Origin of the sequence: Pseudomonas brassicacearum, from assembly GCF_918698105.1 — a bacterium.
In the GTDB taxonomy this organism is placed as follows: domain Bacteria; phylum Pseudomonadota; class Gammaproteobacteria; order Pseudomonadales; family Pseudomonadaceae; genus Aquipseudomonas; species Aquipseudomonas brassicacearum_F.
On record NZ_CAKKMI010000046.1, the window covers coordinates 35,242 to 54,340 of the forward strand.

At 61.5% G+C, this 19,099-nt stretch carries 16 protein-coding genes; 7 read left to right on the forward strand and 9 right to left on the reverse strand.

Annotation, left to right across the window (positions count from 1 at the left end; translation table 11 throughout):
- Window positions 1–19 precede the first annotated feature (19 nt).
- The 3 genes from LQ215_RS18430 to LQ215_RS18440 all read right to left on the reverse strand — a co-directional run bounded on the left by LQ215_RS18430 (window position 20) and on the right by LQ215_RS18440 (window position 3,832).
- A complete protein-coding gene (locus tag LQ215_RS18430) occupies window positions 20–1,207 on the reverse strand; it encodes a pyridoxal phosphate-dependent aminotransferase (protein ID WP_230151948.1) in 1,188 nt (395 codons plus the stop codon).
- Between the two features lie 83 nt (window positions 1,208–1,290).
- Window positions 1,291–2,427 carry a glycerate kinase gene (locus tag LQ215_RS18435; protein WP_230151950.1) on the reverse strand — a complete coding sequence of 379 codons (1,137 nt, stop codon included), beginning with the start codon at window positions 2,425–2,427 and terminating at the stop codon, window positions 1,291–1,293.
- Window positions 2,428–2,707: 280 nt separating this feature from the next.
- Window positions 2,708–3,832, reverse strand: coding sequence for a sugar diacid recognition domain-containing protein (locus LQ215_RS18440; RefSeq protein ID WP_230151952.1), 1,125 nt, complete (start codon window positions 3,830–3,832; stop codon window positions 2,708–2,710).
- 185 nt (window positions 3,833–4,017) lie between these two features.
- Here LQ215_RS18440 and LQ215_RS18445 point away from each other — a divergent pair, with 185 nt between their 5' ends.
- The 3 genes from LQ215_RS18445 (at window position 4,018) to rarD (ending at window position 7,588) form a co-directional block, all read left to right on the forward strand.
- Complete coding sequence (locus tag LQ215_RS18445) at window positions 4,018–5,328, forward strand: MFS transporter (protein ID WP_230151953.1); 1,311 nt, start codon at window positions 4,018–4,020, stop codon at window positions 5,326–5,328.
- A 197-nt stretch (window positions 5,329–5,525) separates the two neighbouring features.
- The gene (locus tag LQ215_RS18455; RefSeq protein WP_230151954.1) at window positions 5,526–6,539 is read left to right on the forward strand and encodes an aldo/keto reductase; all 1,014 of its coding nucleotides are present in this window, start codon (window positions 5,526–5,528) and stop codon (window positions 6,537–6,539) included.
- Window positions 6,540–6,703: 164 nt separating this feature from the next.
- A complete protein-coding gene (rarD, locus tag LQ215_RS18460) occupies window positions 6,704–7,588 on the forward strand; it encodes an EamA family transporter RarD (RefSeq protein ID WP_230151955.1) in 885 nt (294 codons plus the stop codon).
- Window positions 7,589–7,764: 176 nt separating this feature from the next.
- On the opposite strand, the gene hppD is transcribed toward rarD, so the two are convergent.
- Window positions 7,765–8,841, reverse strand: a complete 1,077-nt coding sequence (gene hppD, locus LQ215_RS18465) for a 4-hydroxyphenylpyruvate dioxygenase (RefSeq protein WP_230151956.1) — start codon at window positions 8,839–8,841, stop codon at window positions 7,765–7,767.
- Between the two features lie 250 nt (window positions 8,842–9,091).
- Window positions 9,092–10,036 carry a DMT family transporter gene (locus LQ215_RS18470; RefSeq protein ID WP_230151957.1) on the reverse strand — a complete coding sequence of 315 codons (945 nt, stop codon included), beginning with the start codon at window positions 10,034–10,036 and terminating at the stop codon, window positions 9,092–9,094.
- A 229-nt stretch (window positions 10,037–10,265) separates the two neighbouring features.
- Between LQ215_RS18470 and LQ215_RS18475 the strand changes: the two genes are divergently transcribed.
- The 3 genes from LQ215_RS18475 to LQ215_RS18485 all read left to right on the forward strand — a co-directional run bounded on the left by LQ215_RS18475 (window position 10,266) and on the right by LQ215_RS18485 (window position 13,486).
- Window positions 10,266–11,129 carry a LysR family transcriptional regulator gene (locus LQ215_RS18475; protein ID WP_230151958.1) on the forward strand — a complete coding sequence of 288 codons (864 nt, stop codon included), beginning with the start codon at window positions 10,266–10,268 and terminating at the stop codon, window positions 11,127–11,129.
- 234 nt (window positions 11,130–11,363) lie between these two features.
- A complete protein-coding gene (locus LQ215_RS18480; protein ID WP_230151960.1) occupies window positions 11,364–12,908 on the forward strand; it encodes an EAL domain-containing protein in 1,545 nt (514 codons plus the stop codon).
- A 212-nt stretch (window positions 12,909–13,120) separates the two neighbouring features.
- Window positions 13,121–13,486, forward strand: coding sequence for a histone-like nucleoid-structuring protein, MvaT/MvaU family (locus LQ215_RS18485; protein WP_230151962.1), 366 nt, complete (start codon window positions 13,121–13,123; stop codon window positions 13,484–13,486).
- Between the two features lie 106 nt (window positions 13,487–13,592).
- On the opposite strand, the gene LQ215_RS18490 is transcribed toward LQ215_RS18485, so the two are convergent.
- Window positions 13,593–14,120, reverse strand: coding sequence for a DUF4946 domain-containing protein (locus LQ215_RS18490; protein WP_230151968.1), 528 nt, complete (start codon window positions 14,118–14,120; stop codon window positions 13,593–13,595).
- A gap of 194 nt (window positions 14,121–14,314) precedes the next feature.
- Here LQ215_RS18490 and gloA point away from each other — a divergent pair, with 194 nt between their 5' ends.
- On the forward strand, window positions 14,315–14,836 hold the full coding sequence (gene gloA, locus LQ215_RS18495) for a lactoylglutathione lyase (RefSeq protein ID WP_230151964.1): 522 nt from the start codon (window positions 14,315–14,317) through the stop codon (window positions 14,834–14,836).
- A 181-nt stretch (window positions 14,837–15,017) separates the two neighbouring features.
- Here gloA and ahpF read toward each other — a convergent pair whose 3' ends face one another.
- The 3 genes from ahpF to gorA form a co-directional block, all read right to left on the reverse strand.
- Complete coding sequence (gene ahpF, locus LQ215_RS18500) at window positions 15,018–16,580, reverse strand: alkyl hydroperoxide reductase subunit F (RefSeq protein WP_230151969.1); 1,563 nt, start codon at window positions 16,578–16,580, stop codon at window positions 15,018–15,020.
- A gap of 124 nt (window positions 16,581–16,704) precedes the next feature.
- On the reverse strand, window positions 16,705–17,268 hold the full coding sequence (gene ahpC, locus LQ215_RS18505; RefSeq protein WP_230151965.1) for an alkyl hydroperoxide reductase subunit C: 564 nt from the start codon (window positions 17,266–17,268) through the stop codon (window positions 16,705–16,707).
- A gap of 295 nt (window positions 17,269–17,563) precedes the next feature.
- A complete protein-coding gene (gene gorA, locus LQ215_RS18510) occupies window positions 17,564–18,919 on the reverse strand; it encodes a glutathione-disulfide reductase (RefSeq protein ID WP_230151966.1) in 1,356 nt (451 codons plus the stop codon).
- Window positions 18,920–19,099 lie beyond the last annotated feature (180 nt).

Sequence of the window (19,099 nt, forward strand, 5' to 3'; positions counted from 1 at the left end):
CTTTTACCAGAAAGAACAATCAAGCTTGGGCTTGCTCCAGTGTATCCGCCGCGCAACGGGTGATCCGATGGCAGGCCTCCTTGAGTTGTGGCTGGCCAACCACCAGGCCAATCCGTATATGCCCCGCCGCGCTCGGCCCGAACGCCTGGCCCGCCAGCACCGCCACGCCAAAGCCATCCAGCAGCCGCTCGGCAAATGCCTGGGCACCGAGGCCGGTCTGGCGCACGTCGACCATCACGAACATGCCGCCATCGGGCCGCACAGGCTTGAGACCGGGACAGCCATCAAGCATGGCGCACACCAGGTCCCGACGCTGGCGATACTCCTCGTGCATCTGCACCACTTCAGGCAAGTCCTGCTCCAGCGCCACCTGGGCCGCCCGCTGGACGAAATCCGGTAGGCCGAACAGCATGCACAGCGACAGGTTCGCCAGATGTTCGGCCAGCGGTTCAGGGCCGATGGCCCAGCCGATACGCCAACCGGTCATGGCGTGGGATTTGGACAGGCTATTAATGGTGACGGTGCGCTCGGCCATGCCCGGCAGGCCGGCCGGGCTGATGTGTTCACCTTCGTAGAGCAAGTCGCTGTAGACCTCGTCGCTGATCAGCCACAGGTCATGGTCGATGCACAGGTGCGCCAGCGCTTGCCACGTCGACAGAGGCAAGCTGGCGCCGGAGGGGTTATTGGGGCTGTTGAGCAGCATGGCGCGGGTGCGCGGGGTGATCAGCCGGGCGACGTCGGTCGGTTGGACCCGGAACGCGTTTTCCGGGGTCACCGGCACCGGCACCACTTTCGCCCCGCAGGCACCGAACACCGCTTCGTAGGTGACGTACATCGGTTCGGGGACAATCACTTCATCGCCGGGGTTGAGCAGACATTGCGCGACCGCGTAGACAGCGCATTGGGCACCGGGCAGCACCGTGACGTGCCCGGCGCCCACCGGTTGGCCGCAACGTTCTTGATGGCGCCGGGCAATGCTGGCCCGCAGGGAGTGCAGGCCACGGGTATCCGAGTAATGCGTGTCGCCGCCGCGCAGGCTGGCGACAGCGGCCTCGACGATGGCGGGCGGGGTGTCGAAATCCGGATCGCCCACCGACAGCAACAACACATCCATGCCCTGTTCGCGCATGGCCAGCGCCCGATCGTGAATCTGCCAGGCGGCGGCACCTTCGCCGGTGATGCGTTGGGTCAAAGCTGAAAAGCGCATGTATCTCTCCTGATTGCGCGATATCCAGCCTCAACCCTATCTCAAATTCAACACTGTAGGAGCAAAGCTTGCTCCCACAGGATTTACCGCGCGGCCAGCCGCCAAAGCCGTGCAATGTCCCGGGCACGCTCGCGCAACAGGCGCGGGGCGTCGGTGCAGGCTTGCTGCAAGGTCATCGGCCCGCTGGCCAGGGCGAAGGCGGCGTCGATGCCATGTTCATACAGCGCCTGGTAGCCCTCCCCCAGCGTGCCGGCGATGACCACCACCGGTACGCCGTGCTGGCGGGCGATGCGGGCCACGCCGAAGGGGGTCTTGCCGCGCAGGGTCTGGGCGTCGAAACGGCCTTCGCCGGTAATCACCAAATCGGCGCCGTTGACCGCCTCGGCCAGCCCGGTCAGCTGGGCGACGACGTCCACGCCGGTACGAAACTGCGCCCCCAAAAATGCCTTGGCCGCGAACCCCAGGCCACCGGCGGCACCGCTGCCCGGCTCGTCGCGCACATCCTTGTTCAACGCCCGCGCGCAGTGTTCGGCGAAATGCCCCAGGGCCTGGTCCAGCGCCTGCACTTGAGACGCCGAGGCGCCCTTCTGCGGACCGAACACTACCGACGCGCCATGGGGGCCGCACAGCGGGTTATCGACATCGGCGGCGATCTCGAAGCTGACCCGGGCCAGGCGTGGGTCCAGGCCGCTCAGGTCGATGCGCGCCAGGTTCGCCAAGGCCAGGCCGCCGGGAGGAAGGGGTTGGCCCTGGTCACCCAGCAACACCACGCCCAGGGCCTGCATCGCCCCGGCCCCGGCGTCGTTGGTGGCACTGCCGCCGATCGCCAGGATCACTCGCCCGGCGCCTTCATCGAGGGCAGCGCGAATCAGCTCGCCGGTGCCGAAGGTGCTGCTGGAACAGGCATCGCGTTGCCCCGGCGGCACCCGTTGCAAGCCACTGGCCTCGGCCATTTCGATGATCGCGGTGCGGCTCTCGGCCAACCAGCCCCAGCGCGCCTGGACAGCAACCCCCAACGGACCCCGAACCCGGGTGCGGCGCCACTCACCGTTGCAGGCCGCCAACACCGACTCCACCGTCCCCTCCCCGCCGTCGGCCATCGGGCATTTGATCAACTGCGCATCCGGCCAGACCTCGGCCAGCCCCTGGGCGATGGCATCGGCAACGCCCTGGGCGCTGAGGCTGTCCTTGAACGAGTCGGGGGCGATGATTATTTTCATATTATTCTCCGGTTCCGATGCACAGCATGCTGCCAGTTGATCGCAGCCGTGACGCCGGTCCGCCGCACAAAAGACACCGGGCATTATTGTTCAAATTCACAAATGCCGGTTTTCCAGGGAGATTCAAGTTGAAGCTGCCGGCCTCATCGCGAGCAGGCTCGCTCCCACAGAAGTAGTTCCGCAGATCAAACTGTGGGAGCTCGCTCGCGATAGCGGTGTGTCAGCTTGCATAGGTATTGGATGTGCCACCGTCATCGCGAGCAAGCTCGCTCCCACAGGGTTATGTGGGTGTATCGGCGGTCTGCGGCAACAGTTGCACCCCCAGGTACAACGCCAGCATTCCGTCCAGGCGCAACGGGTCCACCCCGCTGAGTTCGGCGATGCGTTCCATGCGGTAGCGCAAGCTGTTGCGGTGAATGCCCAGGGCGTCGGCGCAGGCCTGGCTCTGGCCGTCGTGTTCGCACCAACTGCGCAGGGTCGCGAGCAACTGGCCGTTGCTGTCCTTGGCGATGACCTTGCGCAACGGGGTCAGCAATTCGTCCAGGGCATCGTCGCTGCGATGGCGCCAGAGCAGCACTGGCAGGCGATAACGGTTGAGGGCCAGCAGGCGCGATTGCGGCAATACATCACGCCCGTAGGCCAGCAGGTCCGCCACCCGTCGATAGCAACGCCGCAAGCCCGGCAACCCTTCAGCCTGGCCGCCCACCGCGATCCGCAGGATGTTCCAGCCCAGCCCATCGAGCTTGCCCAGCAGCCGCTCGTTCTCCACCGAAGCGGTGACCGGCCGGCACCAGAGCAAGGAAGATTTGGACGAGGTCAGGCACCAACTGTCCGGGTAGCGCGACATCAACCACGCGCTCAACGTCTCGACGGTCTGCCCGGGCCCGTGTTCCAGGCCCAGTTCGAACAGATACGGCACCCGCGACAATTGCGGCTTGAGGCCCATTTGCCGGGCTTCGTCCAACAAACGCGGCGAATCCCCCGCATCGCCCAACAGCAGCGCCAGCAAGTCATCACACCGTTGGCGACGCCATTGCTGCTCGGCCTGCTGGTTACGCTGGCCCACCAGCATCTCGGCGGTCATGCGCACCAGCTCGGCGTAGGTGCGCAGTTGCGCAGGCTCGCCCGTGATGCCCAGGACGCCGATCAGCTGCTGATCGAGCATCAGCGGCAGATTGATCCCCGGCTGCACACCCTTGAGGTGCATCGCGGTGTGCTCGTCGATTTCCACCACCCGACCGTTCGCCAAGACCAGTTGCGCACCCTCGTGACGGGTATTGACCCGCTCGCGCTCGCCGCTGCCGAGGATCAAGCCCTGGTTGTCCATGACATTGACGTTGTACGGCAGGATCGCCATCGCCCGGTCGACGATGTCCTGCGCCAGGTCGTGATCGAGTTCGAACATGGGCGGTGTTCCTTGCAAGCGGCGTGGATTGTTGTTTTCAGGCATGGGTTTGGTCAGGCGCACAGGGTCTGCAATCAATCCCTGTGCTCCGGCACAAAGACATGGCCCCCTGGGCTGGCCGAGACTCAAGGGGCGGTCAACGTTACCCCTTGGCTCGCGAAAATCATAATAATGAGAGACCCGCCATGTCCCAGAGCGCAATAGCCCTCCTGGCTACCCCCGACGAAAAAAATACCGTCTACAAGCGCATCACCCTGCGCTTGATCCCCTTCATCTTCATCTGCTACCTGTTCAACTACCTCGACCGGGTCAATGTTGGCTTCGCCAAGTTGCAGATGCTCGACGCCCTGAAATTCAGCGAGACCGTGTACGGCCTCGGTGCCGGGATCTTCTTCATCGGCTACGTACTGTGCGGCGTGCCGAGCAACCTGGCGCTGACCAAGTTCGGTCCGCGGCGCTGGATCGCGCTGATGATGATCACTTGGGGCACCCTGTCGACGTGCCTGCTGTTCGTCACCACCCCCAACGAGTTCTATACCTTGCGGCTGTTTACCGGCGCCGCCGAGGCCGGGTTCTTCCCTGGCGTGGTGCTGTATCTCTCGCAATGGTTCCCGACGTTCCGACGGGGCCGGATCATGGCGTTGTTCATGTCGGCCATCCCGGTGTCCGGCCTGCTGGGCAGTCCGTTTTCCGGGTGGATCCTCAACCACTTCGCCGCCGGCCAGGGCGGCCTGGCGGGTTGGCAGTGGATGTTTTTGCTGCAAGGCATTCCGACGGTGATCCTCGGGGCGCTGGCGTTCTTCCTGCTCAGCGACACCTTCGCCAACGCCAAATGGCTGACCGACCAGGAACGCGACGTGCTCACCGCCGACCACGCCGAAGACCTGGCCAACAAACCAAAGACCGCCACCGACTCGCTGTTGGCGGTGTTCAAGAACCCGGCGATCTGGGCCTTCGGCCTGGTGTACTTTTGCATCCAGAGCGGCGTGTACGCGATCAACTTCTGGCTGCCGTCGATCATCAAGAGCCTGGGTTTTGGCGATAACCTGGTGATCGGTTGGCTGAGTGCAATCCCGTACCTGCTGGCGGCCGTGTTCATGTTGCTGGTGGGCCGCTCGGCGGACCTGCACAAGGAGCGCCGCTGGCACTTGGTGGTGCCGATGCTGATGGGCGCCGTCGGGCTGCTGATCGCCGTCAACTTCGCCACCATCCCGGCCATCGCCATCATCGGCCTGTCCATCGCCACCATGGGCGCCCTCACCGGCCTGCCGATGTTCTGGCCGGTGCCCACGGCCCTGCTCAGCGCGGGTGCGGCGGCCGGTGGGTTGGCGTTGATCAACTCCATGGGGCAGATGGCGGGATTCCTGAGCCCGTACCTGGTGGGTTGGGTCAAGGATGCCACCGGCTCGACCGACGCGGCGCTGTACCTGCTGGCGGGCGTGATTGTCTGCGGCAGCCTGCTGGCGTTGCGCATGACCCGCACCCTACGGGCCTGACACATCTGTGCCCCCTGTGGGAGCGAGCTTGCTCGCGATAGCGTCAAGTCAGCCAACATCGATATTGACTGACCCACCGCTATCGCGAGCAAGCTCGCTCCCACAGTTGATTTGGGGGTGTTTGAGAATTCTGTTTGATCCGTGCGGTGGTTCTGGTATTTGATTGAGCCTTTCCCCATGGATAAAAGGATCTTGTCATGAGCTACCGCACGCTAGGCCATTCCGGGTTGCAAGTCTCGACGCTGACCCTGGGCACGATGATGTTCGGCGAACAGACCAGCACCGAGGATTCGCTGCGGATCATCGACAAGGCCTGGGACCAGGGCATCAATTTCATCGATACCGCGGACGTCTACACCAACGGCCGTTCCGAGGAAATCGTCGGCGAGGCAATCGCCCGTCACCGCCAGGAATGGGTGCTGGCCACCAAGGTCGGCTTCGGCCCGCCAGATGGCGTGCCCAACCGCAGCGGTCTGAGCCGCAAGCACATCTTCAATGGCATCGAAGCGAGCCTGACGCGCCTGGGCACCGATTACCTGGACATCTATTACCTGCACCGCGAAGACCACAACACGCCGTTGCACGTCACCGTATCGGCCATCGGTGATTTGATTCGCCAGGGCAAGATCCGCTATTGGGGCCTGTCGAACTACCGTGGCTGGCGCATCGCCGAGGTGATCCGCATCGCCGACAGCCTGGGCATCGACCGGCCGGTGATCAGCCAACCGCTATACAACATCGTCAACCGCCAGGCGGAAACCGAGCAGATCACCGCGGCGCAGAACTACGGCCTCGGCGTGGTGCCGTTCAGCCCCCTGGCCCGCGGGGTGCTCAGCGGCAAGTACGCGCCGGACGTGGCACCGGACGCCAACAGCCGTGCCGGCCGCCAGGACAAACGTATCCTGGAAACCGAGTGGCGGGTCGAGTCCCTGCGCATTGCCCAGCAGATCCTGCAATACACCCAGGGCCGCGGCGTGGGCATTGTCGAGTTCGCCATCGCCTGGGTGCTGAACAACAGCGCCGTGACTTCGGCCATCGTTGGGCCGCGCACCGAGGAGCAGTGGGATTCGTATACCAAGGCGCAATCGGTGAAGATCAGCGCAGAAGATGAAGCGTTCATCGATTCGCTGGTGACGCCGGGGCATGCTTCGACGCCAGGGTTCAATGATGTGGGGCATTTCGTGCCAGGACGCGTGGCGCGTACGTCTTAACATTCAAAGATATCACCGTGGCGAGGGAGCTTGCTCTCGCTCGGCTGCGCAGCGGCCGCTCTTTTCCGGGGGCCGCTACGCGACCCAGCGGGAGCAAGCTCCCTCGCCACAGAGGTACAACTTTCCCGCACCTGCGTTGCAGCCCCAATCAATAAGAGGCCTCAGTGTCCAAAGGCATCGTTCTATCGGTCTCGGCCTCCGCGCTGTTCGCCGTCATGTACTACTACACCTCGTTGCTCTCACCGCTGACCGGCGTGGAGATCTTTGGCTGGCGCATGCTGCTGACGATGCCCTGCATGACCGCGTTCATGCTGGTGACGCGAGAATGGAAACTGGTCACGGCGCTGATCCAACGCCTGATCGCCACGCCACGGCTGCTGATTGCGGCGATCGCCTCGTCGGCACTGATGGGCGCGCAACTGTGGCTGTTCATGTGGGCGCCGCTCAATGGCTACAGCCTGGACGTGTCGCTGGGGTACTTCCTGTTGCCGCTGTCGATGGTCCTGACCGGGCGCATCGTCTATGGCGAACGCCTTTCCTACCTGCAGAAAGTCGCCGTGTTCTTCGCCACCCTTGGCGTGTTCAACGAGCTGTACCAAGTGGGCGGTTTTTCCTGGGCAACCTTGCTGGTGGTGCTCGGCTACCCGGTCTATTTCATCCTGCGCAAACGCATCAAGACCGACAACCTGGGCGGGCTCTGGCTGGACATGACCCTCATGCTGCCCGTGGCGCTGTGGTTCGTGCAAAGTGGCGAACAGGGCCTCGCCGTTTTCGATCAATACCCGTGGCTGTCGCTGCTGATCCCGGTGCTCGGGGTCATCAGCGCCAGCGCGCTGGTGTCCTATATCGTCGCCAGTCGGTTGCTGCCGTTCAGCCTGTTCGGGCTGTTGAGTTATGTCGAACCGGTGTTGCTGCTGGGCGTCGCGCTGCTGTTGGGCGAAAGCATCAAGGCCGGTGAATGGCTGACCTACATCCCCATCTGGATGGCGGTGGCGGTGCTGGTGTTCGAAGGATTCAAGCATTTGGTGCGGCAGCAGCGCCGAACTTAAGGTCACCGCGAGCCCCTGTGGGAGCGAGCTTGCTCGCGATGACGGCGGTACATTCAACATGGATGCAAGCTGAACCACCGCTATCGCGAGCAAGCTCGCTCCCACAAGGGTGGTGTATTTGGCAATAAAAAACCCGCCAGGCATCACTGCCGGGCGGGCTTTTTTGGGTTCAGGCCTTACTCGGTCGCCAGCACACCACGACGCACCTGGTCGCGCTCGATGGATTCGAACAGCGCCTTGAAGTTGCCTTCGCCGAAACCATCGTCGCCCTTGCGCTGGATGAATTCGAAGAACACCGGCCCCATCAGGGTTTCCGAGAAAATCTGCAACAGCAGGCGCTTGTCGCCCTGCTCGGATGCACCGTCCAGCAGAATGCCCCGCGATTGCAGTTCATCCACCGGTTCGCCGTGGTTCGGCAGGCGGCCTTCGAGCATTTCGTAGTAGGTGTCCGGCGGCGCGGTCATGAAGCGCATGCCGATGCTTTTCAGGTGATCCCAGGTCTTGATCAGGTCATCGGTGAGGAAGGCCACGTGCTGGATGCCTTCGCCGTTGAACTGCATCAGGAACTCTTCGATCTGCCCGGCGCCCTTGGATGATTCTTCGTTCAACGGGATACGGATCATGCCATCCGGGGCGGTCATGGCCTTGGAGGTCAGGCCGGTGTATTCGCCCTTGATGTCGAAATAGCGGATCTCGCGGAAGTTGAACAATTTCTCGTAGAAGCCGGCCCAGTAGGCCATGCGCCCGCGATACACGTTGTGGGTCAGGTGGTCGATGATTTTCAGGCCCGCGCCCACCGGGTTGCGATCCACGCCCTCGAGGAACACGAAGTCGATGTCATAGATCGAGCTGCCTTCGCCAAAACGGTCGATCAGGTACAACGGCGCACCGCCGATGCCCTTGATGGCCGGCAGGTTCAGCTCCATCGGGCCGGTCTCGATGTGGATCGGCTGGGCGCCGAGTTCCAGGGCGCGTTTGTAGGCCTTTTGCGAATCCTTGACCCGGAACGCCATGCCGCACACCGACGGACCGTGCTCGGCGGCAAAGTACGAGGCCACGCTGTGGGGTTCGTTGTTGAGGATCAGGTTGATCGCGCCCTGGCGATACAGGTGCACGTCCTTGGAGCGGTGGGTGGCCACTTTGGTGAAGCCCATGATCTCGAAGATCGGCTCCAGGGTGTTGGGGGTCGGGGATGCGAATTCAATGAATTCGAAGCCCATCAGGCCCATGGGGTTTTCGTATAGATCTGCCATGTCGGCGCCTCATCAGTCGGGTCAATTAACAAAAAACGTTAGTTGCTGGCGATGCTGAGGACACGGGGCGGCGCGCAGGAAATGCCACGAACGCTGCGGGCGAGGAAATCGCCATAGATCAGTTGAAACCCAAGTATCTTCATTGTCGACCCAAGGCTCTTGCGGGCGAGGCTTCTGCTGCCAGAAGACGTTATTCTTATATGCGTAACTCGATTCTACACAGCGTAACCAAGTTTGTCCGCCTTCTGTATCAAATCGCCTTTTCCTTGCCCCGCGCAAGGGGTTTGTTGCACAGGAAAATACCCACCAGGACCACGCCCCCGCCGACACACATCAAGGCCGTGAGCCGTTCGTCCAGCAGCAGCGCCCCCAGCAGCACCGCCGTCAACGGATTGAGCGCGATGAACACCCCGGAACGGGTCGCGCCGATCCGGCGAATGCCGTCGTACCAGGCGATATAGGCCAGGGCCGAGCCCAGCACGCCTAGGTACAACAGGCTCAGCCACTGCTTCACGTCCAGGCCGCGAAAGGCTTCGAGCCGAATCTCACCCGCCGCCGCGCAGGCCAGCCACAACATCAGCGTGCCCAGCAGAATCGACCAGGTCACGGTCTGCAACGGGCCTAGGCTGTCATTGAGTTTTTTCGAAAACAGCGAATAGATGCCCCAGCCCAGCACGCAGCCAAAAATCAGCAGGTCGCCGATCCAGCCCTGCGCCGCGCCTTGCAACAAGGACGGATCACGACTGACGATCACCAGTCCCGCCCCACCGATGCACAGCACGATGCCCGCCACTTTCAGGCGGCTGAGCCGCTCCTTGAACAACCACCAGGACGCCAGCCCGATCACCGCCGGGTTCAAGGCCACGATCAGCGAGGCCCGCGACGCATTGATGTACTGCAAGCCATAGAAGAAGCACAGGTTGTAGAAAAAGATACCGAAGAACCCCAGCGCAGCCAGGTGCAGCCCCTGCTTCACGCTGGGCCTGGCCAGCGGGATCCCGGCCAGGGCGAGAAACGCCAGCAACGCGATACTCGCCATCAGGAACCGCAGGCTGGCGGCAAACATCGGCGCCAAGGCATTGGCAAGGATCCGACCGGCCACGAAGGTCCCGCCCCAGATCATGGTGACCATGGCGAGCTTCAGGTAGACCGCCAGGTCTGACGGGGTTGGGACGGCTTGTTCGAGGGTTTTCATGGTTCACCACCGCACATTAATGAGAACAACACAAAACCTGTGGCGAGTGGGATCAATTGTGGGAGCAAAGCTTGCTCGCGATGAAGGCGGCGCGATTCAGCAGGCAAACCGAGTCATCGTTCATCGCGAGCAAGCTTTGCTCCCACGGGGTGCGACCTCGCTTTGTGATTCAGGCCAGATACTTCATTATCCGACTCATGTTCGATCATCGTAAAATGAGCAATCCCTCATGACCCTCACCCAACTGGAAATCTTCTCCCTGGTCGCCGAGCTGCGAGGTTTCACGGCGGCGGCAACGCGTCTGGGCATCGGCCAGTCAGCGGTCTCCCACGCCATCAAATCCCTGGAACAAGAATTGGGCGTGGAATTGCTCAGGCGTCATCAATCCCAGGTGGAACTCAGCGACATTGGCCAGCAATTGCTGCTGCGGGCCCGGGCCATGCTCGGGCTGGCCAACACCTTGCGCCAAGAAGCCGCCGACGCCCGGGGCATGCGCCGAGGCACCTTGCGCATCGGCTCGTTCGGGCCCACGTCATCGATAAAACTGTTGCCCGCTATCCTGCGGCGCTATCGAGACTTGCACCCGGGCATCGAAGTGCACATCGATGAAGGGCCCGACAGGCAGGTCGTCCAATGGCTGGACGAACGGCGGATCGACGTCGGCTTCGTGGTGCTGCCCGAGGAGCGTTTCGATACGTTCATGTTGATGGAAGATCAGATGGTCGCCCTGCTGCCCACTCACCATCCCCTCGCCGCCCAGGCCAGCCTGAGCCTCAAGGACCTGTGCAACGATCCCTTCGTGCACACCGAGGCGGGATCGTCAGAGCTGGTTTCGCGCCTGTTCAATGCCGCCCGGCTGACGCCGAATGTGCGTTTTCGTTGTTCGCAATTGCTCAGCACCCTGGATGTCGTCAGGCGCGGTGAGGCGGTGAGCGTGGTGTCCGAAGGTTCGTTGCCGGATGGCGAGAGCTCGGGCTTTGTCGCCCGCCCCTTGTCGCCGCGGGTGCCGCGCCAGATTGGCTTGGCGGTATTGGACATCCGCCAGGTCTCGCCCGCCACCCTGGCGTTTATCGAGCTGGCCCGGCAGTCATGAACCCAGCATCAAACCTGTGGGAGCCTGGCATTGAACCTGTGGGAGCAAAGCTTGCTCGCGATGAAGGCACCCCGGTTCCCCAGGTGGACCGCATGATCGTTCATCGCGGGCAAGCCTTGCTCCCACAGACCTCGCTCCCACAGCCACCCTGCGGTCAGCAAGCACCCGGCAAGCCATCTATCATGGTCGACATCAACGTTTTCCCCTCATCCCCCTTCTTCTCAGGTTGTGCCGATGCCCTTGACCGCCACACGCACGCACACCCGGCCCCGTCGCTATCTCGTCACCCTGCTTTGCGGCCTGGTACCGATGCTGTCTGGGCTGGCCATTTTGTACATGCAGGCCGAACGGACACTGGCGCAACAGACCCGGCAGACCGCCGAGGAACTGGTCAGGCAGATCGAGCTGATGCTCGACAACACCGCCTTGGCGGCCCGTGAACTATTACCCCTGGCCGGCCAGCCCTGCGAAGCGGTGAAGCTGGCCTTACGCGAACAAGTGACGCGCCGGCCCTTTGTCCGCTCCACCAACCTTATCTGGGACAACAACCTGTATTGCAGCTCGCTGTTCGGTGCCTTCGAGGAACGCATCAACCCGAGCGACTACCATCAAGGCACCTTGTGGCTCATGGACGGCAACCCGGTCACGCCGGATACCGCGCTACTGATTTACCGGCTCAACGAGGGCCATCAAGGCGCCTTGGCCACGCTTGACGGGTACCACCTGACGAACGTCTTGCGCTTGATCGGCCGTCAGACCCGGCTACGGCTGCAAGTCGGGCCGAACTGGCTGGCGGCGGACGGCAAGGTCCGGGCCGTGCCCTTGCCCGGGCTGCCGGTTGCCCAGCACGAGCTGGGGTCATCGCGCTACGCCTTCAATGTCGAAGCCGGCTTCGACGAGGGTGAAACCTGGCGCTACATGGCCAGGGAATATCCGCCGCTGTTCAGCTTGCTGATCTTCTTCGGCGTGGTGACCGGGGTCCTCGGGCACTGGCTGCAAAAACGCACCGCCTCGCCCAGTCGTGAACTGCAACGGGCCCTGGAAGCCGGCGAGTTCGTGCCTTATCTGCAACCGGTCGTACACAGCGACAGCAAACGCTGGGCCGGCGTCGAAGTGCTGATGCGCTGGAACCACCCCAAGGAAGGCCTCGTTCGCCCGGACCTGTTCATTCCGTTCGCCGAACACAGCGGCCTGATCGTACCGATGACCCGGGCACTGATGCAGCAGACCATGCACCTGCTCGCGCCGCTGGCGCCTCAACTCGAAGCGCCGTTTCATGTCGGCATCAACATCACCGCCCGCCACTGCCAGGATCTGGCGCTGGTGGACGATTGTCGCGAATTTCTCGAGGCCTTCGCGCCGGGTACGATTGCCCTGGTGCTGGAATTGACCGAGCGCGAACTGATCGAACCTACGCCCGTGACCCGGCAACTGTTCGACCAGCTGCGAGCACTGGGCGTCAAGATCGCCCTCGACGATTTCGGCACGGGTCATTCCAGCCTGGCGTACTTGCGCCAGTTCAACGTGGACTTCTTGAAGATCGACCAGAGTTTTGTCGCGATGATCGGTGCCGATACCCTGTCACGGCACCTGCTCGACAGCATCATCGAGCTGTCGGGCAAGCTGGGCCTGGACATGGTGGCCGAAGGCGTCGAAACCGTCGAGCAAAGCGACTACCTGAGCGCCCATGGGGTGAACTTTCTACAGGGTTATCTATTTGGCCGGCCGATTAGCGGGCAAGCGTTCATTAAGACCTTGACCGGCCTTAATGGCAGTTAACCACCGACGATCTACTGACGACGATGCCCAACTGATTAATGCTTTTGCTGTTGTTACATAACGAAAAAGTTACGATTTACACTTTCCTGATTAACTACTACAATTTTTCTACCTGTGCCAGATAGCAGGAGAGTCATTAACACCAAGGCGCTCGGCTTATAGCTTTGTTTGCGGTTGGTATCAGCCAAAATATTTTGATTGGAGTAACGATTTTGTCCAGACTCGCTGAATTTCGTGCAGCCGAAAAGGCCCTTCAAGAACAGCTCAAGCAGTTGGAATCGCTGAAGAACGATGCCGGGCTCAAGAAGGAAATCGAATTCGAGGAAAAGCTCCAGGGACTGATGAAAACCTACGGCAAGAGCTTGCGCGACATCGTCGCGATCCTCGACCCGAACCCGTCCAAGCCGAGCCTGCAATCGAACAGACCCATCAAGACCCGCCGTGCGCGAGTGGTAAAGGTTTACCAGAACCCGCACACCGGCGAGTTGATCGAGACCAAGGGCGGCAATCATCGCGGTCTGAAGGCCTGGAAAGAACAGTACGGTGCAGCTACCGTCGACTCCTGGTTGCGTGGTTGATACGTGCTTGACAGCATCCCTGATGCACAAAAGCCCTGAATACACTCAGGGCTTTTTTATGGGCTCAACTTTTGGATTAAACCCCGAGCGTATTACGCTGACGGGGTTATAGTTTCAAACTGTTTCGCACCGACTGTATTTCATCCTGGCTTTCAACAAACACCTGCGCCTGCCCCGCATAGGACAGCACATAAGCCTTGCCCTCATTTAGTGCCGCGACGAGTGCCTGGGACAATACATGCCGTCCGTTTTGCGTGATCGTGCAAGTGGTTTCCAATGCAGTTACGCCGCCCAACATGGAAGCATGGATCTTAGTACAGACACTTTGGTAACCGCTTTGGAAGAAATCCTTCTGGATCGACTTGCGCATTTCCAGCAACACGCCTTGCAAGTTGACTTGGTGTTCGGGCTCGACGGTGGTCGTGGTCAACTCCATGACCATCACGGCATTGCCTGCCGAATCACTCTTGGTTGCACGTTGCCGCAAGGGCCCCGGCGTCGCTGCATCGGCGGGCAGCGGCTCGACGACCCAGCCTTGGGGCCAGGCGATCTGCGGTTCGTCCGCCTGGACGCCACCGACACTCGCAACGCAGGCAAACAGCAGGACAAACAGCGAAAGGAACGGTCGAAACATTGCGTTGGCACTCAAGGGCGAATCGTAAAGTCTGAAGCCCGAGGCAGAAGCAGGCAATAGCCACACGCGGTTTGGCGACACCGCGTCCCTTGCGTATCATGGTCGCACCTGCAAGGAAGCCGTCTGACGCAAGCCCAGGAACCGTCGCAAGCAAGCTTGCGACGCCGTTTGCCCCACTTATTTCCGGAGGGCCCATGAGCCTGCACGAACTCAATACTTTCCCTGGCGTCACCGCACAACCTGATGCCGCCACGGCCAAGTTCGTCTTCAACCACACCATGCTGCGAGTCAAGGACATCACCCGTTCCCTGGACTTCTACACCCGCGTGCTGGGTTTCTCGCTGGTGGAGAAACGCGATTTCCCGGAAGCCGAATTCAGCCTGTATTTCCTGGCCCTGGTGGACAAGGACCAGATCCCGGCGGACGCGGCGGCGCGCACCGAATGGATGAAATCGATCCCTGGCATCCTGGAACTGACCCACAACCATGGCACCGAAAGCGACCCGGCCTTTGCCTACCATAACGGCAACACCGACCCACGCGGCTTCGGCCATATCTGCATCTCGGTACCGGACGTCGTCGCCGCCTGCGAGCGCTTCGAAGCACTGGGCTGCGATTTCCAGAAACGCCTGAACGACGGCCGCATGAAAAGCCTGGCCTTCATCAAGGACCCGGATGGCTACTGGGTTGAAATCATCCAGCCTGCGCCGTTGTAAGCCTCTCCACCGTCCCCCTGTGGGAGCGAGCTTGCTCGCGATAGCATCAGCACAGCCTGCATTGATGCAGGCTGACCCACCGCTATCGCGAGCAAGCTCGCTCCCACAGGGTTATGCATGACGCAAAACAAAACCCCATGAGCCAGGCCCATGGGGTTTTGTTTTTCCCGCTATCGGCTATTCAAGCCGGCGCAGAGGTACGGATCAGGTGGTCGAAGGCACTCAGCGAAGCCTTGGCGCCCTCGCCTACGGCAATCACGATCTGCTTGTACGGCACGGTGGTCACGTCACCGGCGGCGAACACGCCTGGGATCGAGGTTTCACCCCGGGCGTCGACGATAATCTCACCCCGCGGCGACAGCTCGACGGTGCCTTTGAGCCAATCGGTGTTAGGCAACAGGCCGATCTGCACGAAGATCCCTTCCAGCGCCACATCGCGCACGTCACCGCTCGGACGGTCCTTGTAGCGCAAGCCATTGACCTTCTGGCCATCCCCCGTTACTTCGGTGGTCTGGGCGTTGGTAATCACCGTCACGTTCGGCAGGCTGTGCAGTTTGCGCTGCAATACCGCGTCGGCACGCAATTGCACATCGAACTCCAGCAAGGTGACGTGGGCGACGATACCGGCCAGGTCGATGGCCGCCTCGACGCCGGAGTTACCACCACCGATCACCGCCACGCGCTTGCCTTTGAACAGCGGACCGTCGCAGTGCGGGCAGTACGCCACGCCCTTGTTGCGATACTGCTGCTCGCCCGGCACGTTCATTTCACGCCAGCGGGCACCGGTCGCCAGGATCACGGTCTTGGCCTTGAGGCTCGCTCCGCTGGCGAACTTGATTTCATGCAGCCCACCGTCCTTGCCTGGCACCAGGGCGTCGGCACGTTGCAGGTTCATGATGTCCACGTCGTACTGCTTGACGTGTTCTTCCAGGGCGACGGCCAGTTTCGGCCCTTCGGTTTCCTGGACCGAGATGAAGTTCTCGATGGCCATGGTGTCGAGCACCTGGCCGCCGAAACGTTCGGCCGCCACGCCAGTGCGGATGCCTTTACGGGCCGCGTAGATCGCCGCCGAGGCACCGGCCGGGCCACCGCCGACCACCAACACATCAAAGGCGTCCTTGGCGCTGATTTTCTCGGCCTGGCGTTCGATGCCGCTGGTGTCGATCTTGGCGAGAATTTCTTCCAGGCCCATGCGGCCCTGGCCGAAGTTCACACCGTTGAGGTACACACTGGGCACGGCCATGATCTGGCGCTCATCGACTTCGGCCTGGAACAACGCGCCGTCGATGGCAACGTGGCGAATATTCGGATTCAGTACCGCCATCAGGTTCAGCGCCTGGACCACGTCCGGGCAGTTCTGGCACGACAGCGAAAAATAGGTCTCGAAGTTGAACTCGCCCTTGAGGGAGCGGATCTGTTCGATGACGTCGACACTGGCCTTCGAAGGGTGACCGCCCACTTGCAGCAAGGCCAACACCAGCGAAGTGAATTCGTGGCCCATGGGAATGCCGGCAAAACGCAGGCTGATATCGGCTCCCGGGCGATTCAACGAAAACGAAGGCTTGCGCGCATCGCTGCCGTTGTCGAGCAAGGTAATCTGGTGGGAAAGACTGGCAACGTCTTTAAGTAACGCGAGCATTTCCTGGGATTTCGCACCGTCGTCGAGGGAAGCGACGATCTCGATCGGCTGGGTGACCCGTTCCAGGTATGACTTCAACTGAGCTTTAAGATTGGCGTCCAACATACGGGCGATTTCCATTTTTTGAATTTCAGAAAAAACAACGCCCGAGCGAATCTCGCCCGGGCGTTTTTTGTGGGCGGTGCAGCTTGCTTAGGTGAGGATGACCGCCCTCAAGGGGAGCACGGTCTTAGATCTTGCCGACCAGGTCCAGGGACGGAGCCAGGGTGGCCTCGCCTTCTTTCCACTTGGCTGGGCAGACTTCGCCCGGGTGAGCGGCAACGTACTGAGCGGCCTTGATCTTGCGCAGCAGTTCGGAGGCGTCACGGCCGACACCGCCGTCGTTGATTTCAACGATCTTGATCTGGCCTTCTGGGTTGATCACGAAAGTACCGCGGTCAGCCAGGCCGACTTCTTCGATCAGCACGTCGAAGTTGCGCGAGATGACGTGGGTCGGGTCGCCGATCATGGTGTACTGGATCTTGCCGATGGCTGGCGAAGTGTTGTGCCAGGCAGCGTGGGCGAAGTGGGTGTCGGTGGAGACGCTGTAGATCTCGACGCCCAGCTTCTGGAACTCGGCGTAGTTGTCGGCCAGGTCTTCCAGCTCGGTTGGGCAAACGAAGGTGAAGTCAGCCGGGTAGAAGAACACGACGGACCACTTGCCTTTCAAGTCGGCGTCCGATACTTCGACGAATGCGCCGTTTTTGAAGGCGGTGGCGGTGAACGGTTTAACTTGGCTGTTGATGATAGGCATCGATGTTTCTCCGTCAGGGTTGAAAGTTGATGGGAGGATCTTAACCACTCATCCCCAGACTGGCTCATTGGCAAACCTGATGTGAATGATTGGTTTTGGCTATCAGGAATCTCTATAGATAGAAAAAATCTGTAGGAGCTGGCGGAGCCTGCGAGCTTTTGAGCTTTTGAGCTTTTGATCTTTCGCTTGAGATGCAAGTGTTTGGGGAAAGATCGCAGCCTCGTTGCACTCGACAGCTCCTACACAGCTCCTACATGGCTCCTACATGGCTCCTACATGGCTGCGACGACTAGTGTCAGGCGACGGGGGTACGCATCGTCACGAACTCTTCGGCAGCGGTCGGGTGCACGCCGATGGTTTCGTCGAAGTCGCGCTTGGTGGCGCCGGCCTTGAGGGCGATGGCCAAGCCTTGGACGATTTCACCGGCATCCGGCCCGACCATGTGGCATCCCAATACCTTGTCGGTCTGGGCATCCACCACCAATTTCATCAGGGTGCGCTCCTGGCAGTCGGTCAAACTCAGCTTCATCGGCCGGAAGCGGCTTTCGAAAATCTCGACCTCATGCCCCTCCTCCCTGGCCTGCTCTTCAGTCAGGCCCACCGTGCCGATATTCGGCAGGCTGAACACGGCGGTGGGAATCATCCGGTAATCCACCAGGCGATACTGCTCGGGCTTGAACAGACGCCGCGCCACCGCCATGCCTTCGGCCAGGGCAACGGGGGTGAGCTGGACGCGACCGATCACGTCGCCAATGGCCAGGATCGACGGTTCAGCAGTCTCGTATTTTTCGTTGACCTGGACAAAGCCCTTCTCATCCAGCGTGACACCGGTGGTCTCCAGGCCCAGGTTGTCGAGCATCGGCCGCCGGCCCGTGGCGTAGAACACGCAATCGGTGAGCAACGTTTTGCCATCCTTGAGTTCGACCCTGAGGCTGCCATCGTCCAGTTTTTCGATGGCCTTGATGTCAGCGTTGAATTGCAGGTCCAGGCCACGGCGGGTCAGTTCTTCCGCCAGGTGCTTGCGCACCGCGCCGTCAAAGCCGCGCAGGAACAGCTCGCCGCGGTAGAGCAAGGAGGTTTGCGCGCCCATGCCGTGGAAGATCCCGGCGAACTCCACCGCAATGTAGCCACCGCCCACCACGATGACGCGCTTGGGCAGTTCCTTGAGAAAGAACGCCTCGTTGGAGCTGATGGCGTGCTCGCGCCCCGGAATGTCCGGGATCACCGGCCAACCGCCCGTGGCGATCAGGATGTGCCTGGCGGTGTAGCGCTGGCCGTTGATCTCGACCTCGTTGGGCCCGGTCAGCCTGGCGTGACCTTCGTGCAGCACGACGCCGCTGTTGACCAACAGGTTGCGGTAGATGCCGTTGAGGCGATTGATCTCCCGGTCCTTGTTGGCGATCAACGTGGCCCAGTCGAAACTCGCCTCGCCCGCCGTCCAGCCATAGGCCGACGCCTGCTCGAAGTCCTCGGCGTAATGCGCGCCGTAGACCAGCAGTTTTTTCGGCACGCAGCCCACGTTCACGCAGGTCCCGCCCAGGTAACGGCTCTCCGCCACGGCCACCTTGGCCCCGAAACCGGCGGCAAACCGCGCCGCCCGCACACCACCGGAACCGGCGCCAACCACATACAAGTCAAAATCGTAGGCCATTTTCTATCTCCTTCGGCAGGTCATCAGCATACCTGCTGTTTTCACCTGAGGCAGCGTTGCGATGGTTATGGGGGCGGAAAATGGAAAAGCCAGTTGGGCCACTCAAGTTACGCCGATCCATGTGGGAGCGAGCTTGCTCGCGATGGCGGCGGCACATTCAACATGGGTGTAGGCTGGACC

Excerpts from the sequence above, each read along its gene's own strand:
- LQ215_RS18430 (WP_230151948.1), bottom strand. The coding sequence starts at position 1,207 with ATGCGCTTTTCAGCTTTGACCCAACGCATCACCGGCGAAGGTGCCGCC.
- LQ215_RS18490 (WP_230151968.1), bottom strand. The coding sequence starts at position 14,120 with ATGTTTCGACCGTTCCTTTCGCTGTTTGTCCTGCTGTTTGCCTGCGTT.
- LQ215_RS18470 (WP_230151957.1), bottom strand. The coding sequence starts at position 10,036 with ATGAAAACCCTCGAACAAGCCGTCCCAACCCCGTCAGACCTGGCGGTC.
- LQ215_RS18445 (WP_230151953.1), top strand. The coding sequence starts at position 4,018 with ATGTCCCAGAGCGCAATAGCCCTCCTGGCTACCCCCGACGAAAAAAAT.
- LQ215_RS18440 (WP_230151952.1), bottom strand. The coding sequence starts at position 3,832 with ATGTTCGAACTCGATCACGACCTGGCGCAGGACATCGTCGACCGGGCG.
- ahpF (WP_230151969.1), bottom strand. The coding sequence starts at position 16,580 with ATGTTGGACGCCAATCTTAAAGCTCAGTTGAAGTCATACCTGGAACGG.
- LQ215_RS18480 (WP_230151960.1), top strand. The coding sequence starts at position 11,364 with ATGCCCTTGACCGCCACACGCACGCACACCCGGCCCCGTCGCTATCTC.
- hppD (WP_230151956.1), bottom strand. The coding sequence starts at position 8,841 with ATGGCAGATCTATACGAAAACCCCATGGGCCTGATGGGCTTCGAATTC.
- gorA (WP_230151966.1), bottom strand. The coding sequence starts at position 18,919 with ATGGCCTACGATTTTGACTTGTATGTGGTTGGCGCCGGTTCCGGTGGT.
- LQ215_RS18455 (WP_230151954.1), top strand. The coding sequence starts at position 5,526 with ATGAGCTACCGCACGCTAGGCCATTCCGGGTTGCAAGTCTCGACGCTG.
- LQ215_RS18435 (WP_230151950.1), bottom strand. The coding sequence starts at position 2,427 with ATGAAAATAATCATCGCCCCCGACTCGTTCAAGGACAGCCTCAGCGCC.
- LQ215_RS18475 (WP_230151958.1), top strand. The coding sequence starts at position 10,266 with ATGACCCTCACCCAACTGGAAATCTTCTCCCTGGTCGCCGAGCTGCGA.
- gloA (WP_230151964.1), top strand. The coding sequence starts at position 14,315 with ATGAGCCTGCACGAACTCAATACTTTCCCTGGCGTCACCGCACAACCT.
- ahpC (WP_230151965.1), bottom strand. The coding sequence starts at position 17,268 with ATGCCTATCATCAACAGCCAAGTTAAACCGTTCACCGCCACCGCCTTC.